This window comes from Paraburkholderia kirstenboschensis (assembly GCF_032806925.1).
GTDB lineage: Bacteria > Pseudomonadota > Gammaproteobacteria > Burkholderiales > Burkholderiaceae > Paraburkholderia > Paraburkholderia kirstenboschensis.
In genome coordinates this window covers 765,906-789,277 of the sequence record NZ_CP136513.1, presented here as the reverse complement: position 1 = coordinate 789,277, position 23,372 = coordinate 765,906, and the positions used below count along the sequence as shown (strand labels likewise).

The following is a 23,372-nucleotide window of genomic DNA, read 5'->3' as shown; positions in this document are numbered from 1 at the left end:
TCTCAGGTCGCCGGGCAATCGCTATCGCCGCTGACGGGCACTTCGCCGGCACGGCATGAATGACGCATGACGACGCCGCCATGCGCGGAAGAATGAGGTAGTGCCGGCCGGCCGGCGCGACACCGTTTCGGGTTGCTGTCTCCACAGTCACTCCATCTGTTTTCGTTAGACCGGCCGTTGCGCCGTTGATGACATTAAACTCATCGATGATCGTTTTGTCAACATAGACGTTCGAATCTATACTGTGGACATAACCAGATCAGGATCTAACATGACGAACACGACAAATCGCCGTACAGCCCAGCGCCCGGGGCGTAACGCGCCCGTCCCGCCGGCTCCCGCCGTCGAAGAACGCGAGCCGCGCGGCGCGCGCCGCAAACGAGAGACACGTGCGCGGCTGCTGGACGCGGCGCTCAGATTGATGGCTGAAAAAGGCATGGAGGGCGTGGCGATCAATGAGATCACCGAGGCGGCAGACGTCGGCTTCGGCTCGTTTTACAACCACTTCGAGTCGAAAGAGGCGATCTACGCGACGCTGATCGACAACGTGTTCGAGGAGTTTGCGGACATGCTCGATCGTCTGGCGGCCGGCGTTTCCGATCCGGCCGAAGTGGTCTCTGTCTCGGTCCGCCATACGGTGCTGCGCGCACGGCGCGACCCGGTTTGGGGACGTTTCCTGATTCGCGAAGGGTTCTCTGCTCGCGTTGTGAGCCGCGGCCTGGGCCAGCGACTGCTGCGCGACATTGGAAACGGCATCGCTGCGAAGCGTTTCATCGTCGCAGATCCGTTTGTCGCATTCCTGGCAGTGGGAGGCACGGTCCTCTCAGTTATTGCGGCCGATCTGAACTTTGCCGCACCTGGCGCAACCGCACCGGCAGTGCTCGCAGAACTCGGCTTCAGCGGCGAGCATTTTCCCGAGCGCACGGCGGCCGTGCTACTGCAAACGCTGGGTCTGAAGCGCGCGGAGGCGGAAAAGATTGCGGCGCGTCCGCTGCCCGTGGTGGACGAGGCCGCCGAGGAGCAGTGAGAGGGATGACTGACGCGAGCGGTCCGGGTGCGTTTGCCATCGCACCCGGAATGTCACCCGGAATGTCACCAGCGGTGCCGCTCGCACAACGCTCATAGAGCGTGATACGCGGCTCGCGCGGCTGCTTTAATTCTCGCCGCGCGGGACTAATCGGTCGGCGATTGTTGCAGCGCTATCGGACAAACGGGGACATGCCAGCGCCGCCTTCCCCGTTTTGACAGATGCCGCCGCAGGTCGAAGACCAGCCTCCGTCGATGTGCTGGAGAACGCGCGCACAGCCTGCGCGATCTGTGTAGCGATGGTCCGTATCGCGCGCCGATGACCATTCACCATGGCCTGATAGCCATCTTGCACGGGCTCGCTCACCACGCTGCGACAGGTCAATGTCTGGCTACCGGCGAGCCTGTGAACGTTCCATACGACGTCGATCAGTACACGCGATCCAGGCCATGATTCGAAGCGCTGAACGTCTGCAGCGATCTGATAGGTCGGAACATCCGCGTCTTGCGCGGCGCTGTCCCCACTCGAGGCGCCGCCGGCCTGCTGACTCACGCCGGCCAGAAGCGCGTAGCGGATCTCGTCGGGAAGCGGGGACGCCCACCGGTCGTCCTCCAGCACCTTCACCCGGGCCGCGTCGATCTGCACGACAAGCTGACTTCTGGCGACGGCGGGCGGCACCTTGACCGGGCGCATATCTACCCCGAAGGCCGGACTCGACGTGCTGTTCGCAATCGTCGGCTGCGCGTCGGCACCCAGCGTATAGAAGTGCGTAGGCGGAGACGCGCACCCCGCTAGAGCGGCGAGTCCAACGGCGGCAGCGATACGCGCCGCGGTGCTCAACGGACGGGGGTAGTCCAGTGTCATGGCTTGTCTCCTTTTTTGCCGATCAGCAGCGCCTGCGGATGGCGCTCAAGGTAGTCCGCGAGCGCGTTGAGCGATTGCAGCGTACGCGTGAGCTCCTGCATCGCGTCCTGAATGTCCGACTGCATGGGCGCAGTCTGCCGGAGCGTCGATTCTGCGGTACTGAAGGTTTTTTGCGCGGCCGCGAGCGTGTCGCGGGCTTGCGGAACGATCTCCGTGTCCATATGCCCGAACAGCCTGTTGGCGTTCGCGAGCGCGCCGTTCAGATTGGCGCCGATCTGGTCGAACGGTACCTGGTTCAGTTTTCTTGCGATGTCCGCGACTTGCACCTGTAGTTCGTCGAGCGTATTGGGCACGGTGGGCAATTCAATTGGATTGCGGTGCACATCCACGCTCGCGCGCGGCGCTTTCGGGAACATGTCGAGTGCGACATAAAGCTGTCCGGTCAGAAGGTTTCCGGTTCTTAGCTGTCCGCGTAGCCCTTCCATCACAAGATGCTGCAGCAACTCGTGGCCGCCGGGCGTGTCCGGCGCCGGCAGTGCCTCGCTAGAGCGGCGGCTGAGCCGGTCAGGATAGAGCGCCATGGACACCTTCATACTGAAGCTCTTCTGGCCTTCGTTGTACTCGATGCCGATGTCCGTCACATGCCCGAGCGCTATGCCGCGAAGATCGACTGGCGCGCCGACGGACAACCCGCGCAGAGACTGGTTGAATCGCATCACGACATTCAGCGGCGGGCCGTCGGCCTCGCGCATCGCGTCCGATTCGTCCGCGGCCAGCCGGAACACCGCCTTGTCGGCCGCCGGTTGTCCGGCCTCCTGTCCCGGCGGAGACTGGAACGCGAGCCCTCCCACGACGACCGTCGCGAGCGATTGCGTGTTCAGCTTGAGCCCGTTCGAATCGAGCCGTAGATCGACGCCGCTTGCATGCCACCAACGCGTATTGGTAGCGACATACCGGTCGAACGGCGCATTGACGAATACGTTGACCACCACGCCCGCTCCGTGCGGATCGAGCGAGAAGCCAACTACCTGGCCGACCTGGATACGGTGGTAAAAAATCGGCGCTCCGATATCGATCGAGCCCAGCGACTCGCCGCGCAGCGTGTACTGGTGGCCAAGCTGCCCTGTCGTGACGATGGGCGGATTTTCGAGGCCGGAAAACGCGCTTTGCTTCTGGGCGGAGCGGCCGATATCCACACCGATATACGCACCCGAAAGCAACGTGCCCAACCCGGAGATGCCGCTTGCGCCGACGCGCGGGCGCACGACCCAGAAGCGCGTGCCCTCGGTCGCGAATTTCTCCGCGTCCTTGCTCAACTGGATATTCACGATGACGCGGCGCAGATCCTTCGACAGCGTGATCGTTTGTACCGAGCCGATCTCGACGTCCTTGTACTTGACCTTTGTTTTGCCCGCTTCCATGCCGTCGGCGCTACTGAAGGTCACGCTCACCACGGGCCCCTTGTCCACGATGGATCGCGCTACCAGCGCAACGCCGATCAATGCTGAAATGAGCGGCACTAGCCAGATGAGCGAGGGAAGCCAACGTTTGCGCGGCTTGAGTTCAGGGCTTGACAGGTTGGAAAGATGCATCGTTTCAGAACTCTTTCAGGAATTGCGGTTTTTGGTGATCCGCAGCGCGGCGGCGGCTACACCATGGGTTGGGCGGTTGAAGCACTGCGTCGCATCCTCGTGGTCCCAGATGAGCCGCGGATCGAACTGATGCGACGCGAGCATGGTGAGCACCACGACCGCCGCGAAAGCGAGCGCGGCGGGACCCGCAGTGACGACGGCGAAGGAGCCGAAATGCACCAGTGCGACCGTCAGTGCGACAACGAACACGTCGAGCATCGACCATCGGCCAATGCGTTCGACTATCCGGTACAGACTGGCTCTTTCGCGAGCGCGCCAGCGCGAACCCCGGCGAGCGGCGAGCGCCAGAAGTGTCAGAACCAGAAGCTTGAGCACGGGCACGAGAACGCTCGCAACAAAGACCACGACTGCGAGCGGCCAGTCTCCGGATGTCCAGAAATACGCGACGCCACCGAGGATCGTGTCGTCCTCGGAGCGACCCAGCGAAGACGCGTGCATGATCGGCAGCAGGTTCGCCGGAATGTAGGCAATTGCAGCGGCCAGCAGCAGACTCACGGTTCGCGTGAGACTGTCCGGGCGGCGCTGATGCAGTACGCTCGCGCATCGCGAGCAACGCGCAGCCACCTCGGCTTGCTGACCCGTCTGAACGAGACCGCAGGCGTGACAGCCCACGAGCCCCGCGCGCCGCGCGCTGACGGCAGCCCAAGAACGGCGTTTGACTGCCCGCTCGGGCCTCGCGAAGCAAACACGTTTGCCGCTCACCGACGACCAGCGAAGCCTGGTTACGCGAGCAGACTTCGATTCATCGCCAATTGCCCAGAGTGCGCGGGGATCGAAGGCGGCAAGAATGCCCAGCATGACCGTCAGCGCAGCCAGTGCGAATAGTCCGGGCCCCGCGATCACCTCGGCTATGCTGACCATCTTCACGATCGTCACCAGCACGCCGAGCATGAACACTTCGACCATGCCCCAGGGCCGCACGAGCTGAACTACGCGTAACGTCGTATCGAAATGCGGTGGCCGCCTGTCGAAGCGAAGCGGCACCAGCAGATACAGCAAAGCAAGCAGTTCGATCAGAGGAAAAAGGATGGATGAACAGAACACCATGATCGCGACGACGCCCATGTTGCCCGTCCAGAGCGAGCGCACGGCGCCCCACAGTGTTGCCTCGGATGTCATGCCGTTCGCGCGCAGTCCGATCACGGGGAACGCCTGCGCGATGCAAAACGTAATCAACGCCGCGAGGGTCAACGCGCAAACCCTGTCAAGCGCCGCACCGGCGCCTTGCAGCGCCGTCAGACTCGCACCGCAGCGGGAACAGGTCGCAACACGCCCCCGGACGTGTAAAGGCTGGCGAAACAGCATGTCGCATTCGTGGCAGGCGATGAGTCTCTGGTATTCCATATGGGATGAAGCGGAAATCCGGGGAGATGGACAGGCGGAAAGGCCCGCAGCGCGTGTTCCGCGCCGCAGGACTCGGATGCAGGCGTTGTGCAACAGCTATCGTTCGACCGACGCGGAAGCCGCGGCTTCATGGCAGTGCCGAACTTGCGGCACCGCCCGGGTCGACTGGCGGGAACGTTCCGTCATCGCCCCGTCATTGCCCCGACGCTGCCGTCTGCTGGTTCACTGGCAGCTCGCCCATCGCCTGGAAAAGCGCCGCGGTGTCGCTCATGCGCTGGCTGGCCGCCCGCACCGCGCCCATCTGCGCGTTCAGATAGCGCGCTTCGCTCGCGTACTGCGCCGTGGCAGGCAGCGCGCCCATGCGATGGCGCGACGCGGTGTCGTCGAATGCTGCGCGCGCGGCCTGAGCGGCTACTTCGTTCGACGCGAGCGTCTGTGCATCGTTATCGAGTGCGGCAAGCGAGTTCGCGACGTCCTGGAACGCGGAAAGCACCGTCGACTTGTAGTGCAGCACTGAGGCGTCGTAGGCGTCGATCGACGCGCGGCGCTGTGCAACGAGCGCACCGCCGTGGAAGATCGGCTGCGACAGGCCGGCGCCGATAGCCCATAGCCCGCCCGCGCCCGAGAGCAGCGCCGGCCAGCTGAAGCCGCCGCGGCCCATCGAGGCGGTCAGCGACAGGCTCGGGAACATCTGCGCCGTTGCAGAGCCGACATCGGCGGCCGCGGCCTTGACGGCGGCGTCGGCGGCCTGGATGTCAGGGCGCGCACGCAGCAGGTCCGAAGGGACGGCGACGGGCACATGCTCGGGCAGCGACAGGCTGTCGAGTGCCGGCACGCTCGGCGCGTTGTCGGGTGTACGGCCGAGCAGCACAGCGAGTGCATGAATCGCAGACGCGCGCTGCTGACGCAGCGCCGGCAAAGTCGCCGCGACCGACGCAGCATCCTGTTTCGACCCAAGCGCCTGCGCACGCGAGACCGAGCCCAGCGCATAGCGCTGCTGGTCGTCGTTCGCCGTGTCGCTGGATACTGCAACGAGCCGTTCGGTGAGCGCGATCTGCCGGTCAAGCGCCGCGACATTGATCGAAGCACCCACGATGTTCGCGGCCAGCGCACGCCGCGACGCTTCCAGCTCATACGCCTGCACGTTCACTCGGGCCGCACTTGCCGAGTTCATGTAACGGGTCTGGCCGAACAGGTCGAACGTGTAGTGCGCCGCAAGCTGACCCGCGAAGAAGTTGTATTGCACCTGCTCGGGACCAAGTCCGGGCACGACCGGTGACCGGGCGCGTTGGATCTGTGCGACACCGTCGATCGACGGAAGCGTCGTCTCGCCGATCTGCGCCCGCAGTTGCTGTTGCGCCGACGCGAGCGTGCGCTGTGCCGCCGCGAGCGTGGGACTGTTGCGCAAGCCCTCGTCGACGAGGGCGTCGAGCGCATCGGAGCGATAGAGGCGCCACCATTGAGGCGCCGAGGTCGCTCCTACATCGAAAGTCTGTGTAACGCCGCCCGCCGCCACTGTCTTCGAAGGCTGCGCCTGCTCGCCGTAATGCTCGGGCGAAGGCATGGCCGGCGGCTCGCCGCCTGGTCCGAACGAGCACGCGCTCACAGCGAGTGCCGCAGCCACCGCCAGCACGGACGTCCTGTAGTTGAAGCTCATGATCAAACCTCCGTATGCTCGGCGACGACCGGTTGCGTGCCCCGCTCGTCATGGCGGACCCTGAAGCACGTTGCGTACAGCGCCGGCAGGAAGAACACGGTCAGCACCGTGGCGATCGTGATGCCGCCCATCAGCGCGGTCGCCATGGGCCCAAAGAAACCCGAGCGAAGCAGCGGAATCAGCGCGAGCACGGCGGCGGCCGCCGTCAGCATGATCGGCCTGAAGCGCCGCACCGTTGCGCCGATGATGGCGTCGAAGCGCGCATGCCCCGCCGCGATGTCCTGATCGATCTGATCGACCAGGATCACCGAGTTGCGCATGATGATGCCGAACATCGCGATTACACCGAGCAGCGCGACGAACCCGAATGGCTTGCCGAACAGCAGCAGCGCAGTCACCACACCGATCAGACCCAGCGGCGCCGTCAGCACCACGATGAACGTCCGCGCAAAGTTCCTGAGCTGAATCATCAGCAGCGTCAGCACCGCAATGATCATCAGCGGCATTTCCGCATTGATCGACGTCTGCCCCTTCACGCTTTCTTCGACAGCACCGCCCACATCGATCCGATAGCCCACAGGCAGCGTGGCGCGCACAGAGGTGAGTGCGTGGTCGATGTCGCGCGTGACGTCGATGCCCTGTGCGTCGCCGCGCACATCGGCCTGCACCGTGATGGTCGGCTGCCGGTCGCGTTCCCAGATCACGCCGTACTCGAGCGTATCGCGCACATGTCCCAGCGAGCCGAGCGGCACTGGGCCATTCGGTGTCGGAATCGCGAGGCTCGTGAGCTTTGCCGGATCGACGCGCTCGCTCTTCGGCGCGCGCAAGTCCACGTTGATCAGCTTGTCGCGCTCGCGATACTTCGTGACCGTATATCCCGACAGCGTCATGGCGAGAAAGCTCGATACGTCTTCCGAACTCACACCCAACTGGCGCGCCCTGTTCTGGTCGATCTCGAACGAGATGGAGCGCTCGGCCGGTTCGTCCCAGTCGAACTGGACATTGCGCGTGCGCGAGTCGCCACGGGCCTTCTCCGCGACCGTCTCGGCAAGCGAGCGCACCATCGCGATGTCGTCGCCGCTCACGCGGAACTTGATCGGGAAGCCCACGGGCGGCCCGTTCTCGAGTCGTGCAACGCGGGTACGTACGCCGGAGAAGTCTTTCTCGAGTTTCGCGTCAAGCCAGTGCATCAGCTCCTCACGGGTCTCGACGTCCCTGGCCGTAATCACGAATTGCGCGAAGTTCGGCTGCTGAAGCTGCTGGTCGAGCGGCAGATAGAAGCGCGGTGCGCCCGTGCCGACAAAGTCGACGAAATGCTGGATCTCCGCCTTGCCGTCGAGCACTTTCTCGAGGCGCTTCGCCTCACGCAGCGTTGCTTCGAACGAAGCGCCTTCGGGCAACCTCAGGTCCACGAGCAGTTCAGGCCGCTCGGAGTTCGGGAAAAACTGCTGCGGCACGCGCGTGAATGCGCCCATTGCGATCGCAAACAGCACGGCGGTCACGCCGAGCACGACCCAACGCCGCTCGATGCACCACGTCACCCAGCCTGCCAGACGCTTATAGAAGCCCGTGTTGTAGACATCGTGCTCGTGCCCATGGCCGCTGCCGGCATGACCCTTGCGCTCCGGCAGCATGTGAAAGCCCAGCAGCGGCACCAGCACGACGGCCGCGAACCACGAAACGACGAGTGCGATTGCCGACACTTCGAAGATCGAGCGCGTGTACTCGCCCGTGCTCGATTTTGCGAGCGCGATCGGCAGGAAACCGCAGACCGTCACGAGCGTGCCTGTCAGCATCGGAAATGCGGTGCTGGTGTAGGCAAACGCCGCAGCGCGCGTGCGGCTCCAGCCCTGCTCCAGTTTCACCGCCATCATTTCGACCGCGATGATCGCGTCGTCGACGAGCAGGCCGAGCGCGAGCACGAGCGTGCCGAGCGACACCTTGTCGAGCCCGATACCGAACAGATGCATGCACAGCGCCGTCACTGCGAGCACGATCGGAATCGTGATCACGACCACCATGCCCGTTCGCAAGCCCAGCGAAACGAGGCTCACGACGAGCACGATCGCCACTGCCTCGCCCACCGAGCGCACGAACTCGTCGACCGAGTGCTTGACCGCATGCGGCATGCTCGAAACGGGTGCGAGCTTCAAACCCGCGGGCAGCGTGGCCTGCAGTTCGGACGCCTTTGCGTCGAGCGCCTTGCCGAGGTCGATGACGTCGCCGCCCTTTTGCATCGTCACGCCAATGCCGAGCACCGCCTGACCACCGACGCGCATCTGCGTCACGGGCGGATCGTCATAGCCGCGCCTGATGGTGGCGATGTCGCCGAGCCGGAACGTGCGCTTGTTGATGGTGATCAGCACGTCCGCCAACGCCTGCTCGTCCTTGATCGCGCCGCTTGGCCGGACGAACACCCGGTCGTCAGCCGTGGTGACAGTGCCGACGGGCGCGACGGTATTCTGCGCGTCGATGGCCTGAGCCAGCTGCTGCGGCGTGATCGAAAGCCGCGTGAGCTGCGCATTCGAGATCTCGACGAAAATGTGCTGGTCGGGATCGCCGAAGTAGTCGACCTTCGCCACGCCGGGCACGCGTAGCAGCACCGTGCGCAGCTTGTCGGCATAGTCGTGCAGCTGCGCGGGCGTGAAGCCGTCGCCCTCGAGCGCATAGATGTTGGTGTAGACGTCTCCGAACTCGTCGTTAAAGAATGGCCCGACCGTTCCCTTCGGCAGCGTTGCCCGGATATCGCCCACCTTCTTGCGAACCTGGTACCAGGTCTCGGGCACTTCCTTGACGGGCGCCGAGTCCTTCATCGCGAAGAAAATCATCGACTCGCCGGGGCGCGAGTAGCTCTTGATGTTGTCCACATACGGCGCCGCCTGCAACTGGCGGCCGATACGATCCGTGATCTGTTCCTGCACTTCGCGGGCGGTCGCGCCCGGCCAGTAGGTCTGAATGACCATCGTGCGGAACGTGAATGGCGGATCTTCCGACTGCGCGAGGCGCATATAGCCGATGACGCCGAAGAGCGTCGCCAGCCCGATCAGGAAGATCACGAGCTGCTGATGACGCAGTGCCCAGGAGGAGAGATTGAAACCGCCTGCGTCAGCGGTCTCTTTGTCGGAAGCATTCACGGGCGGCTTGTCCGACCCGTTCTCATGGTCGCGTGCGTTCATGCCGGGAAGTCCTCCGGATGCAGCGGCGGCACGACTTGCACATGCTGTCCCGAACTCACGGCGTGCACGCCTTGCAGGATCACGCGGTCGCCGTCGTGCAGGCCCGAACCGATCGACACCATACGTTCTTCGTATCGCTGGATCGTGACCGGGCGAAGCTCGAGCGTGTCGCTTCCGCTACGCACGACCCACACCGCGGGATTCTCGCCACGATGGAAAAGCGCAGTCACCGGCAGCGTGAAGGTCTGTCCAGCTGCGTTGCCTTGAACCGAATCGAACGCGACGTTGGCCGTCATGCCAAGGCGCACTTCCGGGCTCGCTGCCGCGAGCGTCAGCTTGACCCGCCAGGTGCGGCTTTCCTGATCGGCGGCGGCCGACACTTCGCGCACGCTCGCTTCGAACGACTTGCCCGGCAACGCGGGCAGCGTCACACGCGCCTTGCTGCCGGCCTTCAGCGAGTTCACCACGCGCTCCGGGGCATCGCAGACGATATCCACATCGCCCGTCCAGTCGATGTGATACACGGCCTGCGTCGCCTGAACGTTCTGCCCGGTGTTGGCATCTTCGGAAGTCACCACGCCGTCGTGATCCGCGGCAAGCGTTGCATAGCGCAGGTGATCGGAGGCGAGCGCCATCTGCGCCAGCGCGGAATTGCGCTGCGCCAGCGCGGTCGCGTAGGCATCCTGGGTCTGTTCGAGCTGTGCGGGCGCAATCAGGTTCGCGTGCGCCTGCGCCTCGTCGCGGTCGAGCTGCTGTTTGGCAAACACCAGGCGATGTTCTGCCGCGTCGAGCTGCGCTCGCGCGTTGACAAGGTTGTTCTGCAGATCGGTTGGGTCGAGCAGCGCCACCGTCTGTCCCGCCTTGACGGTATCGCCGATACGCACTCGCCGCTCAGTGATCTTGCCGCCGACGCGAAACGAAAGCGTCGTGGAATAGCGCGCCTCTACCTGCGCGGGCAGTGAGTCGCCCGGGATGCGTCCGTCGGGGCGAACCACACGTGCAACGACCGGCTTGGCCTCGGGCGCCACGGCCTCGCGTTGGTGACATGCGGAAAGAAGGATTGCGCTGCACGCCATGACGATGACGGGCGCCCGATACGTCGACCGGATGATGGAAGGTAACAACGAACGCGCCCGCTTCAGCGCGACAGGAACGGAATGTTTCACGATGTTCACAAGACAGGTGGTGAGTCCAGGTAGAAAAGTCGTCCGCGCTGATGAAAGGCCGCCGTGCCCGGAAGCACGCGTTGCCATTGGCGCGAAAACAGGAAAGCCCTCTGATGCGCTACTGATCCTCTCGAGCGCCGCGGCAAACGATGGCACCGGCTTCTGGCCGGCCATCGAACCTGGCACGCAACACGTGCGTGTTGCAGATCAGCATTGACGGAGTAGCGCGATTGCGTAAGCGCACGCGTTGCTCTGCACGGTATCTGCGGATTCCGGCCTGGTGGCCGTCAACGCCTGAGACGTTGTCGCTGCACCCACCCTGCTCGTTCAGTCCTGCTAGCCCACGTTTCCGCATGTCAGCCGCACGGATGAGATTAGACCCATACCTGATGATCTTGTCAACCATGACGTTTGAATCTAAAATCCGAACAGACAATGACCGAGGAGGCAACAATGCCTGATGGCTCCAACCCGCGCGCGAGCCGCCGACAAGCAGTCACGGCCTTGATTCCGGCGCGCGAGCCGCCCGCCGGAGATTCGCCGCGTCTCGCCCGGCGCAAGAGCGAAACCCGCGTCCGCCTGCTCGACGCCGCCTTCGCACAGATCGCGAAAAAAGGAATGGACGGTGTGACGATCAGCGAGATCACGGACGCAGCCGATGTGGGATTTGGCTCCTTCTACAATCACTTCGACTCAAAGGAGGGCATCTTCACCGCGCTGGTCGAATGGCTGTTCGAGGAATTTGCCAATACGCTGGATCGACTCGCAAGCGGTTTGTCGGACCCCGCCGAAGTGATCGCGGTGTCGATTCGCCATACGCTTTTGCGCGCTTGCCGCGAGCCGGTCTGGGGACAACTGCTGATACGCGAAGGCCTGTCGATGCGCGCCCTCAGCAGAGGGCTCGGCCAGCGACTCCTGCGCGATACGGCGAGGGGCATTTCCGAGCAACGCTTCGTGGTGGCCGACGAACTGACGTGCGTGATTTCCGTCATCGGCACGGTGCTCGCAGGGGTAGCCGTCGAACTCAATTCCTCCGCGTCGTCGAAACGCATGGTCCGTATGCGCAAAACGCTTCGATCGAAAGAGGAGAAGCTCGCAGAGGGCACGGCAGCCATCGTCCTGCAGGCGTTCGGCCTGAAACGCGCGGAGGCGGAGAAGATTGCCCGGCGGCCACTGCCGACGCCGCTCCAAAGCCAGCAGTATTTTTGAGGAATCCTGATTCAACCATGCGAGCCTCTTTGTCGAACCGCGAGACAAAGGCACATCGACGGATGCCGGCTTCGGCTCGCCAGGCCGTGTCTAACTCTCTACGCGCTCCGCGCATGTGCGTCATGCGATATTTCTTTGTGGTCGTCCTCCGCCTGAGCGTTCTTGCGCTGTTCGGCATTCTTCCTGGCACTGCCTGCCCGGCCAACGCGCCGCCTCCCGGGACCGCAGAATCCGCCCACGTTCTGCCCCCGATCGCTCCCGCACCGGACGCCTCCCACGCACTCAATGCCCTTCAAAATAGGGAAGATCTGATCAGGCAGCGTGCATCTGCGGCAACCAGCGACGCCCAGCTACTTGAACTGGACGCACTGAGCCGCCGTGTAGCCGAAGATGTCGACAGCTTGATAGTCGGCTCTCTGCAGCCCGATCTCGCGAGAACACATGCGCAGCTCGACGTGCTGGGTGCGATGCCCGCCGCGGACACCGGTTCGGAAACCCCCGCCGTGGCGAGGCAACGCGACGCCCTGACGGCGCAGCAAGCGCGACTCGATGCAGAAGTCAAACAGGCGCAAGCTATCAAAGACAACCTTCTCAACGTGAATGCGCAGATTGGGCGACTGCTGCACGAACATTTGAAAGACCAATTGGCGCTTCGTACGGGAAGCATTCTGAGCATTCCATTCTGGACGCCGGTCCTGCTCCCTGAAGCGGCGGACTATCAACATCTGCGGGCATTCGGTGAGCAGATCGAAAAACAGATGCAGTCGATGTGGCAACCGGAACGGAGGATCACCACGACGATTCTTCTGCTGATGGCGCTGGCCTGCACGACAATCGGGACGCGCATCCTTGAAAGAACGTTGGGCTCCCTCTGTCTGAGGCGTCTTCCGGAAGGACGGCTGCGGCGCAGTGCTTTCGCGGTATCGACCGTGCTTGCGACGTTGGCAACCGCGATTTGCGCCGTTCACCTCGTCAGCCTGGCGGTCGCCAGTCAGCAGCCCCTTTCGCCTGCCCTTCAGACCTTCGTCGACGGTCTCGTCAAACATATCGCCAATTGTGTGCTGGTCGCCGCTCCGGGCAGGGCGTTCCTTTGTACACGACATCCCTCCTGGCGGCTGCCGGCCATCGCCGATCCGGTTGCGCGCGCGCTCAGCCCTTTCCCGCGAATATTGGCGGCGCTGCTGCTATTTTCAGGGACGATCGAGCAGATCAACCGGGCTGTCGATACGAGCCTCCAGCTTACGATTTTCACTCGTGGTCTGGTGGCGTTGATCGTCGTGTTGACCATCGGTGCGTCGCTGCTGCGGGTCAACCGGGTACGCACCGCGCTTGCCGCTGCGGGCCATTTCCCCGAAGCGCGGTCGACGCTTGCCGGCTTGATTCACGCTGCCGTCTGCGTGAGCGTCGTGGGCGCCCTGGTTGCACTGCTCTGCGGATACGTTTCCGTCGCGCGCTTCCTCACGTACGAACTCGTATGGTTCGACATCGTCCTGTGCAGTCTCTATTTTCTTGTCAAGCTCACGCACGACGTATGTGAAAGCGCGCTGTCTCCCGCGCATGCAAGCGGCAAAACGATCAGACATCTGTTTGCTCTCAAAGACTTTCATCTCGAACAGATCGGCACGGTCCTTTCCGGCATTTGCCGCAGCGCACTGATCGTCGCTGCGGTGGTCGCATTGCTCACCGGTGGCTTGGGAACGACCCCAGCCGAACTCTTCGACAGCATTCTCGACATGCTGGGCGGCGATCGCCTGCGCGCGCTCAATATCGTCCCCGCTCAGATCCTGAGCGCCATACCGACGTGCGGCATCGGGCTATACCTGGTCCGTTCGGTGCGCAAATGGTTCGACAAGGACTTGCTGCCCAAGACAGAGATGAGTCCGGGCATGCGCGCTTCACTGCTGACGCTGTTCGCAAACGTCGGCTATGCATTGGTTGCGTTGCAGACTTTGTCCGTGCTTGGAGTGAGATGGCACAACCTGGCCTGGATTGTCAGCGCGTTATCCGTGGGAATCGGTTTTGGCCTTCAGGAGATCGTGAAGAACTTCATCTCGGGGCTCATATTGCTCGCCGAGCGGCCCGTCAAGGTAGGCGACATGATCAGTATCGCAGGCATCGAGGGCGACATACGGCGCATCAGCGTACGTGCCACCGAGATCCACCTGTCAGACAGGTCAACGGTGATCGTTCCGAATTCGCAGCTCATATCGCAGAACGTGCGCAACGTGACGATGGGAAACACCACGCAAGGCGTCGCCACTCTTGTTCTCACATTCGCGCTGGATGTCGACCCCGAGCGGGTCCGCGATATCCTTGTCGATGCTTACCTGGATCATCCGGCGGTTCTCGAACACCCCCTGCCATCCGTCATGTTCAGTCAACTGACGCCCGACGGCATTACGATGACGTTTGTCAATCAAACGCAGACGCTGGCGCGGCCCTCTTCCTGCGCCTTGCGCACCCTATCACCCTTATCATCCCTATCCCCCCTTCTCTCACCATGCTCAAGAACCTCAGTATCCGTTTCCGCCTGGCTCTGGCGATGGGTTTTCTCGGCGTGCTGCTGGTCCTCGGCGGCGTCATCGGGATCGTCGGCGTGTCAATGAGCAACGCCGATATGCAGGAACTCTATTCCAACGATCTCGCCTCTTCAGCGGCGCTCGGTCAGGCCAGCGTTGCACTGTCGACGTCCCGTCTCTGGCTGTATCGCATCGCGCTTGATCCGGCCAGTCCAGACGTGCCCCAGGAAACGCAGACCGCCCGTGATCTGCTCACGGCGTCAAAGCGGGCGTGGGACGTGTATCGCACGCTGCCCTTCTCCGGACCCGACGAGGCGCGCCGCGCGGCCGACGTGAATGCGAAGCTCGATGCACTCGTCGCCAATGGCCTGGAGCCGATGTTCCGCGCGATTGCCACCCATGATGCGGCGAAGATCCCCGAGGTCTGGCTGCACATCCCGCCGTCGCTGGCCAGTGATGTGACCGGCGGCCTGAATGCACTGGACCAGATCCAGGTCACCACTGCGCGGGCGACGTTTGATGCCGCGCGGGCCCGCTTCCATGAGTTCGTCGTTGTAGCCATCGCCGGTATGCTGATCGCGCTCGGTGCGGCGGTGCTCGCCTGGTGGTCGCTGCAGCGCGCGATCGGTGCGCCATTGGGTGAGGCTCTGCGTCATTTCAGGGCGATCGCCGACGGCGACCTGACGACGCAGGTCGAGGTTCGCACGCGCGACGAGATGGGGCAGCTGATGAGCGGCCTGCAGGCGATGCAACGCAAACTGGTCCAGACGATCAGTATCGTGCGGGACGGCTCCCGGTCGATCGACACCGCCGCGCAGGAAATTTCGGCCGGCAACCTGGACCTGTCGCAACGCACCGAAGAGCAGGCCGCCTCGCTGGAGGAAACTGCCTCGTCCATGGAGCAACTGACGTCGACGGTTCGCCAGAATGCCGACAACGCGAAACAGGCCAGTCAGGTGGTGACGAGTACGGCGCTGCTGACCGAGCAGGGCAATCAGGCGACGCAGGAAGTCGTCCAGACAATGCGAGGCCTTTCCGACGCGTCCGGCAAGATTGCCGAAATTACCAGCGTCATCGAAGGGATCGCCTTCCAGACCAATATCCTGTCCCTGAACGCCGCCGTCGAAGCGGCGCGCGCCGGCGAGCAGGGGCGCGGTTTCGCGGTGGTCGCCAGTGAGGTGCGCTCGCTGGCCCAGCGCAGCGCCACCGCGTCCCGGGAGATCAAGGAACTGATCACGGACTCACTTGGCCGCGTCGAGACCGGCGCGCGGCAGGTCGAGCGCGCCAGCCAGGCGATGGCGGAAATCCGCGCTTCGGTGCAAAAGGTCAGCGACCTGATGGGCGAGATCGCCGCCGCGTCCGACGACCAGTCGAAGGGTATCGAACAGGTCAATGTCGCGGTGGCACAGATGGACCAGGTGACGCAGCAGAACGCGGCGCTGGTCGAACAGGCGTCCGCGGCGGCACTGTCGCTCAAGGAGCAGGCGGGGCAACTGGAAACCACGGTGTCGGTATTTCGCGTCCGTGCGGGAGGGGATCGCGGGGCCGGTCCCGCTTGACGCTGAAGCTGAGGCCGCGCGCTGCAGCGATGCCTGGCTCATGCCTGTTGCACATCACGGGGATGGCACCTCAATTCCGATATGGCGTCTTCCGCGTTGACCAACGACCGGAAACGATTTCTCGACTGGACCTCTACCATGAATTTCAAACGTCTGCCGATGAAGGTGAAACTCTCTGCCGCCTTTGGCGTGCTGGCCGTCCTCGTGCTGATCGTGGCGGGCATGTCGCTGGCAGCACTGGGCGACGCCAACGAGCGCTTTTCCGGCTACGTAACTGGCATCAACGCACGGGCTGAAATGGCGGCGTCCGTCCGGAACGCCGTTGCGAATCGCGCCATAGCGGTACGCAATCTGGTGCTCGTCACCACGCCCGCCGACGTCGAGATCGAAAAAGCCGCCGTTGTCGATGCAGAAGCGAAAGTCGAGACTCGCCTCGAAAAATTCAATGCAATGGTGGCAGCCGCTCACGACATGAGCGATGAGGCGCGTAGTCGCGCTGCAGAAATTGCACGAATCGAAGGCCTTTATCGTCCGGTGGCGTTGGAAATTGCAAGGCTCGCCCTGAACAACCAGCGTGATGCCGCCATTGCAGACATCGACAATAAGTGCAGGCCACTACTTTCTGCCTTGATCAAAGCGTCCAACGACTACCAGGATCTAACCCACCAACGCGCAGCACGAATGATTCAGGAGTCTGCAGACCAGTATGCGAACCAGCGCAATCTGCTGATCGCCGTCTGTCTGGCTGCCATCGCAATAGCGGTGTTGGCCGGGGTTGTGATTACTCGCGACCTGTTGCGTGCTCTCGGTGCCGAGCCGGGCGCGCTGGCTGAAGTGACGCAACGCATCGCGGCCGGCAATCTGAGCCCGGTCCCGGGTGCGGAGAATGCACCTGCCGGGAGTGTGCTCATGTCGATGGGCGACATGCAGGTCAGTCTTGTCAACCTGATCGGCCAGGTCCGCACCGCTGCAGACAGTATTGCCACCGGTTCCAGCGAGATCGCATCAGGTAACACGGACCTGTCTTCCCGGACCGAACAGCAGGCGGCCTCGCTGGAGGAGACGGCATCGAGCATGGAAGAACTGACGTCAACCGTGAAGCAGAATGCCGAGAACGCCCAGCAGGCGAGCGCGCTGTCTGCCAACGCTTCTGAAGTGGCGCGGAAAGGGAATACCGTCGTCAGCCAGGTCGTCGATACGATGGGCGAGATCAGCGCGAGTTCCACGAAGATTGGCGAGATCACCGGCATCATTGAAGGGATCGCGTTCCAGACCAACATCCTGGCATTGAACGCTGCGGTGGAAGCAGCCCGGGCAGGCGAACAGGGCCGCGGGTTTGCGGTGGTCGCAAGCGAAGTGCGCAGCCTCGCCCAGCGTTCATCCAGTGCGGCCAAAGAAATCAAGGATCTGATCAACGCGTCGCTACAAAAGGTTCAGGATGGTTCGTCGCTGGCGAGTGAGGCGGGAAAGACGATGTTCGAGGTCACGCTGGCCGTTGGACGGGTGACCGACATCATGGGCGAAATCGCGACGGCGTCGATGGAACAGAGTCGCGGTATCGAGCAGGTCAACCAGGCGATCACCCAGATGGACGAGGTCACGCAGCAGAATGCCGCGCTGGTAGAGGAAGCGGCAGCCGCCTCGAAGTCGCTGGAAGATCAGGGTCGACAACTGCACCGGACCATTTCCATCTTTCGGGTTGAGCCGGCAGCCGCGAGTCGACCCGCCTTCGCTGGGAACCGCGTGGCGTCTCCCGGACGGGCAGCCGTGCCGGTAGTCAGAAAAGCGGTAGTCTCCGGCACACAACCCGCAAGGCCGGCCGCCCGGGCGAGCATCGCAGCAGCTGCCGACACCGATGAATGGGATACATTTTGAGTTCGGCCGAACGCGATCGTGCGTGTCCTTGCCGGCGAGCCCACCGACGCCGCAGCGTTCCGGCCAGCCAGTTCGCCCGAGGCAACCTGGCTGTGCCGGTGCGACTCGCGCAGACGGTCAAAACATCTGACGGCATCGCTTGACGCGACCCATGCATTCTGACGGGATATGAAAATTGGACAACCTCGAAGAAGCGCTTGAAGGAATCGACAGGCTTACGAGCGCCAACACAAAGAAAGTGAGCGTGCTTGGCGCGCGGGCGGTGGTTCTGAGCAAGTTTCTTGAGGCAGCCTTGCCACACCTGAGGAGGTCGCAGCGCGCCGGGATCGCCAGGTCGTTCCGGCAGGGCATTGAAGAAGCCATGTCCCTGACGGACGATGTGCGCCTGCCCGCCGAATATCACTTGGCGCTGCTTGAACTCACAAATACCATCCTCGCCACACTCGGTCACGAATCGTCCCGGCATCGATCGGATTAGCTGGGGCTAACCGTTGCGGCTTGCATTCGAAATTGCCATGCCTGGATGGCGCTGATCGGCAAATGGCACGAAAATCACGGGCGCTCCTGCGGGTTGCCGTACGACGGAGTGTGGCCGGAGAAACGGCGCTGACAACGAAGGAGTTGGGAGACGGCTGCCGGTCGCGTTGCCCGGCGCCCTGGCTCCTACGCCCAATACAACGGCGCTGTGAACGTCAGTCAGCTACCGTAAAGCGCACTCGCGAGATAGCGGCGGCGCAGTTCGCGCAGACCCGTCGCCAGGATCGCGCTGGCCGGCAGCGCGAGTAGCACGCCAAAGAAACCGAAGAGCTGACCGAACGCCAGCAAGGCGAAAATCACCGCGAGCGGATGCAGGCCGATGCGTTCACCAACGAGGCGTGGCGTGAGAATGAAGCTTTCGAGAATCTGGCCGACGGTGTACACGACGACCACCGCGCCAACGCCATACCAGCTACCGAACTGCAGCAGCGCGGCTAGCAGCGCAAGGGCAAGCCCGGTCGCAAATCCGATATACGGAATGAACACCGCAAGCCCGGTAAAAAGACCGACGGGTAGCGCGATTTCGAAGCCCGCGATCGTCAGTGCTATCGGATAGAACGCGGCGAGCACTCCCATCACGAGCACCTGGCCACGCAGGTACTGCGACAGCATCAGGTCTATGTCTGTCATGAACTCCCGCGTTCTGCCCAGCCAGCGTCGCGGCACGAAGCTTTCCAGGCGAGCGAATGCCTCGTGTCTGTCATAGAGCAGATAGAACAGCACAAGCGGCACCAGCACGACGTTGCCGACGACAGTGATCATCACGTTGCCGCTCGCGCGCATGGACTGCCACACAGCCAACGCGACTGTCTGTTCGCTCGCTTTGAGATCCACCGCCACCATGTCGCGAAGATTGCCCAAATCGAGCGAGTAGCTCAGGCCCAGGAAAGCCAGTTTGGGTTGCAACCACGTGTTGAGCTTCCCCACCAGGGAGGGAATCTGCCCGATCAGCTCAGGTCCTTCCTTCTGGATCACGGCGAACACGAGCAGAGCGAGCAGCGCAGCCATCAATCCGAACAACAACATCATCGCGAACGCCGCGAGCCCGCGTGGCGTGCGATGACGAACCAGCCACTCGACCCCCGGCTGCAGAACATATGCGATGAGCCCACCAAGAAGGAAGGGCGCGAGGACGGGGCGCAAGATCCATAGCAAGACAGCGACCGTCAAGACTACAGCGCCCCATGAGATGGTTTGGCGATTGTACAAAGTCATAAGCGCAAGGTGTGGTGAAAAAATCGGGTGCTCTCGCATCGGGAAGTGGGAGATTCCGAACTGACCGGTGTATTTCGGTGCGTCCGTCAGAGGGAACGCAAACCATCAAATGACTCGCACTGCATCGTCGCCCCTCTCTCTTCCGCGGGAAAAAACTTGCCGAAGCCGCAACGCCTTTCCGACAAGGTTTCGCCCTCCACGCCCGGAATTGACGGAGGACCGGGACACTTCGTGCTAGTCACCCGACCTGACGCCATCTTCCATCCATGATCGGAACCATTGAGGTCGACGCAGTAGCGAGGCGCTTTCAGCCTCGTGGGCAGCCGTGATCAAACAGGGCCTCCCATGCTCTCGGCCACATAGTTGACATTATTATCAGTTGTGTGTTTAATGTCAATTACAGCATGGCGACCCAACTCCGGTGGACAGATGACCGACGGAGGAGGATAGAACCGGGTTTTTCGTGACAGGTTTCCGCAATGAACCCAGACTGACTGCATGCGGCCAGTACGTCATTCAGCGGATGTCATGGGAAGGAGCGTTCCCGCTCGCTGAATGCTTCCGGGATTGTCCGTCAGCCTTATCGTGTTTTTGTTCCCCCCTTGACTGTGGGACGCAGGTAGAATTTTTACGCAGGATTTCCTATGGCGCAGCAACCCAGAGCCCTCGGCCGGCAATTGAAACCTCATGCCGTCCATGAAATCGTACAACACGCCCTGCGCAGTGCTGCGACAGCCTCAACAGCCAATGGTGCTATCGACGCACTCGGCGAGGCGCTACTGGAGCTTGAGCGCCTGGTTGGAAACAGCAGCCAGCGGACGCACTAGGGCTTTTTATCCTCTCGCTGGGCGAATGCACGTTTGCAAAGGGTATGGCCTTCGCCCTTCGCAGACAGCATGTGCGCGCCGTCTGCGTTTGTCCCCGCCACGCCCTCCCCTGTTTTGGACGGGTCCGTGCGTCCAGACTAAACCCGTGCAACTGGTTGGTGAGCGATATCCGTCCACGTGATGACGGCACCCGCGGGTGGTCTGCTGTGGACGGCCGGCGTCCAGAGGCAGGTCGACGATGAACTCGCTGCCCGTCATGCCGTCGCTGATCGCTCTCACCGAGCCGCCATGCAGCTCAACCAGATGCTTGACCACTGATAGCCACACGCCCAGTCCATTGTTGTGCTGGCCGCCGGATGCCGGCCCCGGAACGAACATCTCGAACAGACTCCCAAGCATCGCAGGCGGAATCCCTCGCCCATTGTCCTTGTTGCTCAGTAAAAGCCGATGCGCCGCCGTCGTCGCGCTCAAAGAATCAGTGTAAAAGGACGTCCGCGCCGGAAACGAGTGACCCGGTCTGTTTGGTCACGTCACCGGTTGTCATTCACAACCGCTCGCAGGTCCCTATTCGGAGAAAACCATGCCGAAGAGAAGTGCGGCCCACGCCCGAGCTTAGGTCGCCACGTCGCGATGCGGCGTGTTTGGCGACCTAGGCCTGGATACCACGGCCACAACGCAAAAGTCTCCCGCAGCCGCCGGCTTTGCGCAACGCGTGGCGCCCACGGTGGCAGAAAGCGTGGAGGAATAGCACGACATGGCCGCACAGGCGACCTGGCCGAATTGCCCGCCATCCTGCACCCCAAGGCCGTTTTCCGCTCGCCCATGGCGCACACGCCATACCCCAGCGCGCAGGCTGTGCAGCTCGTCCGGGGCATGGTGTTCAAGGTGTTTATGGACTTCACCTACCGGTGCCAGTTTGCCGACGCCGACGGGCCTGTGTGGTGCCGGAGTTCTCGGCCAATGTCAATGGCAAGGAACTCATGGGTATCGACATGATTCGCTTCGACAACGAGGGCAAGGTCGTCGATTTCGCGGCATCTCGCAGGACAACGTGTTTGGTTCTGGCACGAGCCTCGCCGTCAACGTCAACACCGCGAAGACCTACCGCACGCTGACAGTGACGCAAACTGATCCGTATTTCACGGTGGACGGTATCAAGCGGATAACCGACGTGTATTACCGGACCAGCTATCCGCTCTACAACTATACAGACACGAGTTTCCGCATCATCACCATGGGCGCGGACCTGAAATTCGGCATTCCATTTTCCGAAGCGGACACGGTTTATTTCGGCGTCGGACTCGAGCAGAACCGCTTGTCTACAGACTCCTCGACGCCGCAAAGCTATCTCGACTACGTTTCCGAATTCGGCCGCGTGGTGAACAACGTCCCGCTTACTACGGGTTGGGCTCGCGACAATCGTGACAGCACGCTCGTGCCGAGCCGCGGCTACTTCATCCAGACCAACGGTGAAGTCGGGACCCCGGCGGGCGGCACCGAGTACTACAAGGCAGATGTTCAGGCGCAGTACTACTACTCGTTTGCGCGCGGCTTTATTCTTGGCCTGAATCTCCAGGGCGGTTACGGCAACGGTTTTGCCGGCAAGGCCTATCCGATCTTCAAAAAACGACTACGCAGGCGGCATCGGCTCGGTGCGGGGCTATGAGTCCGGCTCTCTCGGTCCGACCGACAAGACAACTGGCGATCCGATCGGTGGATCGCGGATGGTGGTGGCTAACGTCGAGATGACGTTCCCGCTGCCCGGCAGCGGCTGGGACCGAACTCTACGCGTATTCACCTTCGTCGACGCCGGCAATGTTTGGGGAGACGAAGGCAATAGCACCGGCGCAAACGGGTTACGTTACAGCTACTGCGCCGGTCTCGAATGGATCTCGCCCATCGGCCCACTCAAGCTGTCGGTCGGTTTCCCGATCGTCAAACATGCGACCGACAAAACTCAGAAGTTCCAGTTCCAGATCGGTACGTCTTTCTGAGCGGCACGCAGCCAATTCGTTGAACAATCGTTTTGCGCATACAAATCCGTATAGAAGACGCAACTTGGGAGGGGGTGATTTCTTCGAGCTTGAGCCGCCCGAATTCCGCCGCGAGATTTCGGTCGTAGACGGACTTCCTCATTGCACGGGTCGACTCCGCCAGTGGCGCTTCCGCGAAGTACTTCTCGGCCCAATTCCCGAACGTCAGCGCCTCGGCCGCTTCCACCCGCTTGTCGACCTTTGCTCTCGACGGGCCGATGCCCTGCTCAACTTCCCGACGGGCCCGTTCGAGCAAAAGCCTCGCCTCCGCAAGACTCAGTGACATACCGAAGCTCAGTTCCTCGACATCACGGGTCCCGCGGGCAGGCAGCCGGGGATCGTAGCGACCTATGACTAACGTCTCGCGACGTCCATTGAGGCGATAGTCAAAACGGAAACTAACTACCCCGGACGACCTAACCGCCACATACAGGCCACGTTGGTCGGTCACCTTGCAGATACTGCCGGTCGGCTTGAGCGCCCGCAACTCGCGGTCCGTAAGCATGCATACTCCGTGAACTGATACCGTCGCTCGATACCGTCACGCCTGGTGACGGTATCAGGTTGGATCGTCTGCAGAGAAAGATGCTATACCGTCGCCGGTACCGTTGATCACGCGCTGCTGTCGTCGGATGCTGGCGGATGAAAAAAGACAATACACCTTTGATTCCGTAGGGGAAATCGAAAGACTTATAGACCTCTGCAGACCACT

The 23,372-nt window shown here is 62.4% G+C and carries 14 protein-coding genes and 2 pseudogenes; 7 read left to right on the top strand and 9 right to left on the bottom strand.

The features are described 5' to 3' along the window. Positions 1 to 271 precede the first annotated feature (271 nt). Positions 272 to 1,027 carry a TetR/AcrR family transcriptional regulator gene (locus tag RW095_RS26135; protein WP_317021732.1) on the top strand — a complete coding sequence of 252 codons (756 nt, stop codon included), beginning with the start codon at positions 272 to 274 and terminating at the stop codon, positions 1,025 to 1,027. 126 nt (positions 1,028 to 1,153) lie between these two features. Here RW095_RS26135 and RW095_RS26130 read toward each other — a convergent pair whose 3' ends face one another. From RW095_RS26130 to RW095_RS26105, 6 genes are all read right to left on the bottom strand, one after another. Then, complete coding sequence (locus RW095_RS26130; RefSeq protein WP_317021731.1) at positions 1,154 to 1,891, bottom strand: PqiC family protein; 738 nt, start codon at positions 1,889 to 1,891, stop codon at positions 1,154 to 1,156. Beyond that, the gene (locus tag RW095_RS26125; protein ID WP_317021730.1) at positions 1,888 to 3,483 is read right to left on the bottom strand and encodes a PqiB family protein; all 1,596 of its coding nucleotides are present in this window, start codon (positions 3,481 to 3,483) and stop codon (positions 1,888 to 1,890) included. Before RW095_RS26125 ends, RW095_RS26130 begins: the two co-directional genes overlap by 4 nt. A gap of 15 nt (positions 3,484 to 3,498) precedes the next feature. Further along, a complete protein-coding gene (locus RW095_RS26120) occupies positions 3,499 to 4,887 on the bottom strand; it encodes a paraquat-inducible protein A (RefSeq protein ID WP_317021729.1) in 1,389 nt (462 codons plus the stop codon). 193 nt (positions 4,888 to 5,080) lie between these two features. Then, on the bottom strand, positions 5,081 to 6,544 hold the full coding sequence (locus RW095_RS26115; RefSeq protein ID WP_317021728.1) for an efflux transporter outer membrane subunit: 1,464 nt from the start codon (positions 6,542 to 6,544) through the stop codon (positions 5,081 to 5,083). Positions 6,545 to 6,546: 2 nt separating this feature from the next. Further along, on the bottom strand, positions 6,547 to 9,720 hold the full coding sequence (locus RW095_RS26110) for an efflux RND transporter permease subunit (protein ID WP_317021727.1): 3,174 nt from the start codon (positions 9,718 to 9,720) through the stop codon (positions 6,547 to 6,549). Beyond that, positions 9,717 to 10,895, bottom strand: coding sequence for an efflux RND transporter periplasmic adaptor subunit (locus tag RW095_RS26105; protein WP_394365193.1), 1,179 nt, complete (start codon positions 10,893 to 10,895; stop codon positions 9,717 to 9,719). The genes RW095_RS26110 and RW095_RS26105 overlap by 4 nt, the downstream gene beginning before the upstream one ends. Before the next feature lie 444 nt (positions 10,896 to 11,339). Between RW095_RS26105 and RW095_RS26100 the strand changes: the two genes are divergently transcribed. From RW095_RS26100 to RW095_RS26080, 5 genes are all read left to right on the top strand, one after another. Next, positions 11,340 to 12,095, top strand: coding sequence for a TetR/AcrR family transcriptional regulator (locus RW095_RS26100; RefSeq protein WP_317021726.1), 756 nt, complete (start codon positions 11,340 to 11,342; stop codon positions 12,093 to 12,095). Positions 12,096 to 12,217: 122 nt separating this feature from the next. Then, positions 12,218 to 14,701, top strand: coding sequence for a DUF3772 domain-containing protein (locus RW095_RS26095; protein WP_317021725.1), 2,484 nt, complete (start codon positions 12,218 to 12,220; stop codon positions 14,699 to 14,701). Then, complete coding sequence (locus RW095_RS26090) at positions 14,638 to 16,173, top strand: methyl-accepting chemotaxis protein (protein ID WP_317021724.1); 1,536 nt, start codon at positions 14,638 to 14,640, stop codon at positions 16,171 to 16,173. Before RW095_RS26095 ends, RW095_RS26090 begins: the two co-directional genes overlap by 64 nt. Before the next feature lie 138 nt (positions 16,174 to 16,311). Beyond that, the gene (locus RW095_RS26085; RefSeq protein WP_317021723.1) at positions 16,312 to 18,048 is read left to right on the top strand and encodes a methyl-accepting chemotaxis protein; all 1,737 of its coding nucleotides are present in this window, start codon (positions 16,312 to 16,314) and stop codon (positions 18,046 to 18,048) included. A gap of 175 nt (positions 18,049 to 18,223) precedes the next feature. Continuing rightward, a complete protein-coding gene (locus RW095_RS26080; RefSeq protein WP_317021722.1) occupies positions 18,224 to 18,526 on the top strand; it encodes a hypothetical protein in 303 nt (100 codons plus the stop codon). Positions 18,527 to 18,744: 218 nt separating this feature from the next. Here the strand turns inward: RW095_RS26080 and RW095_RS26075 are convergent, their stop codons facing one another. Both RW095_RS26075 and RW095_RS26070 read right to left on the bottom strand, forming a co-directional pair. Next, positions 18,745 to 19,800 carry an AI-2E family transporter gene (locus RW095_RS26075; protein ID WP_317021721.1) on the bottom strand — a complete coding sequence of 352 codons (1,056 nt, stop codon included), beginning with the start codon at positions 19,798 to 19,800 and terminating at the stop codon, positions 18,745 to 18,747. A gap of 833 nt (positions 19,801 to 20,633) precedes the next feature. Further along, a complete protein-coding gene (locus tag RW095_RS26070) occupies positions 20,634 to 21,098 on the bottom strand; it encodes a sensor histidine kinase (RefSeq protein WP_317021720.1) in 465 nt (154 codons plus the stop codon). 562 nt (positions 21,099 to 21,660) lie between these two features. On the opposite strand from RW095_RS26070, the pseudogene bamA reads away from it, so the two are divergent. Continuing rightward, positions 21,661 to 22,621 (top strand): annotated as a pseudogene (bamA, locus tag RW095_RS26065) (outer membrane protein assembly factor BamA); the annotation flags it as partial. 61 nt (positions 22,622 to 22,682) lie between these two features. Here bamA and RW095_RS26060 read toward each other — a convergent pair. Beyond that, positions 22,683 to 23,165, bottom strand: a pseudogene (locus RW095_RS26060) (Arm DNA-binding domain-containing protein); the annotation flags it as partial. Positions 23,166 to 23,372 lie beyond the last annotated feature (207 nt).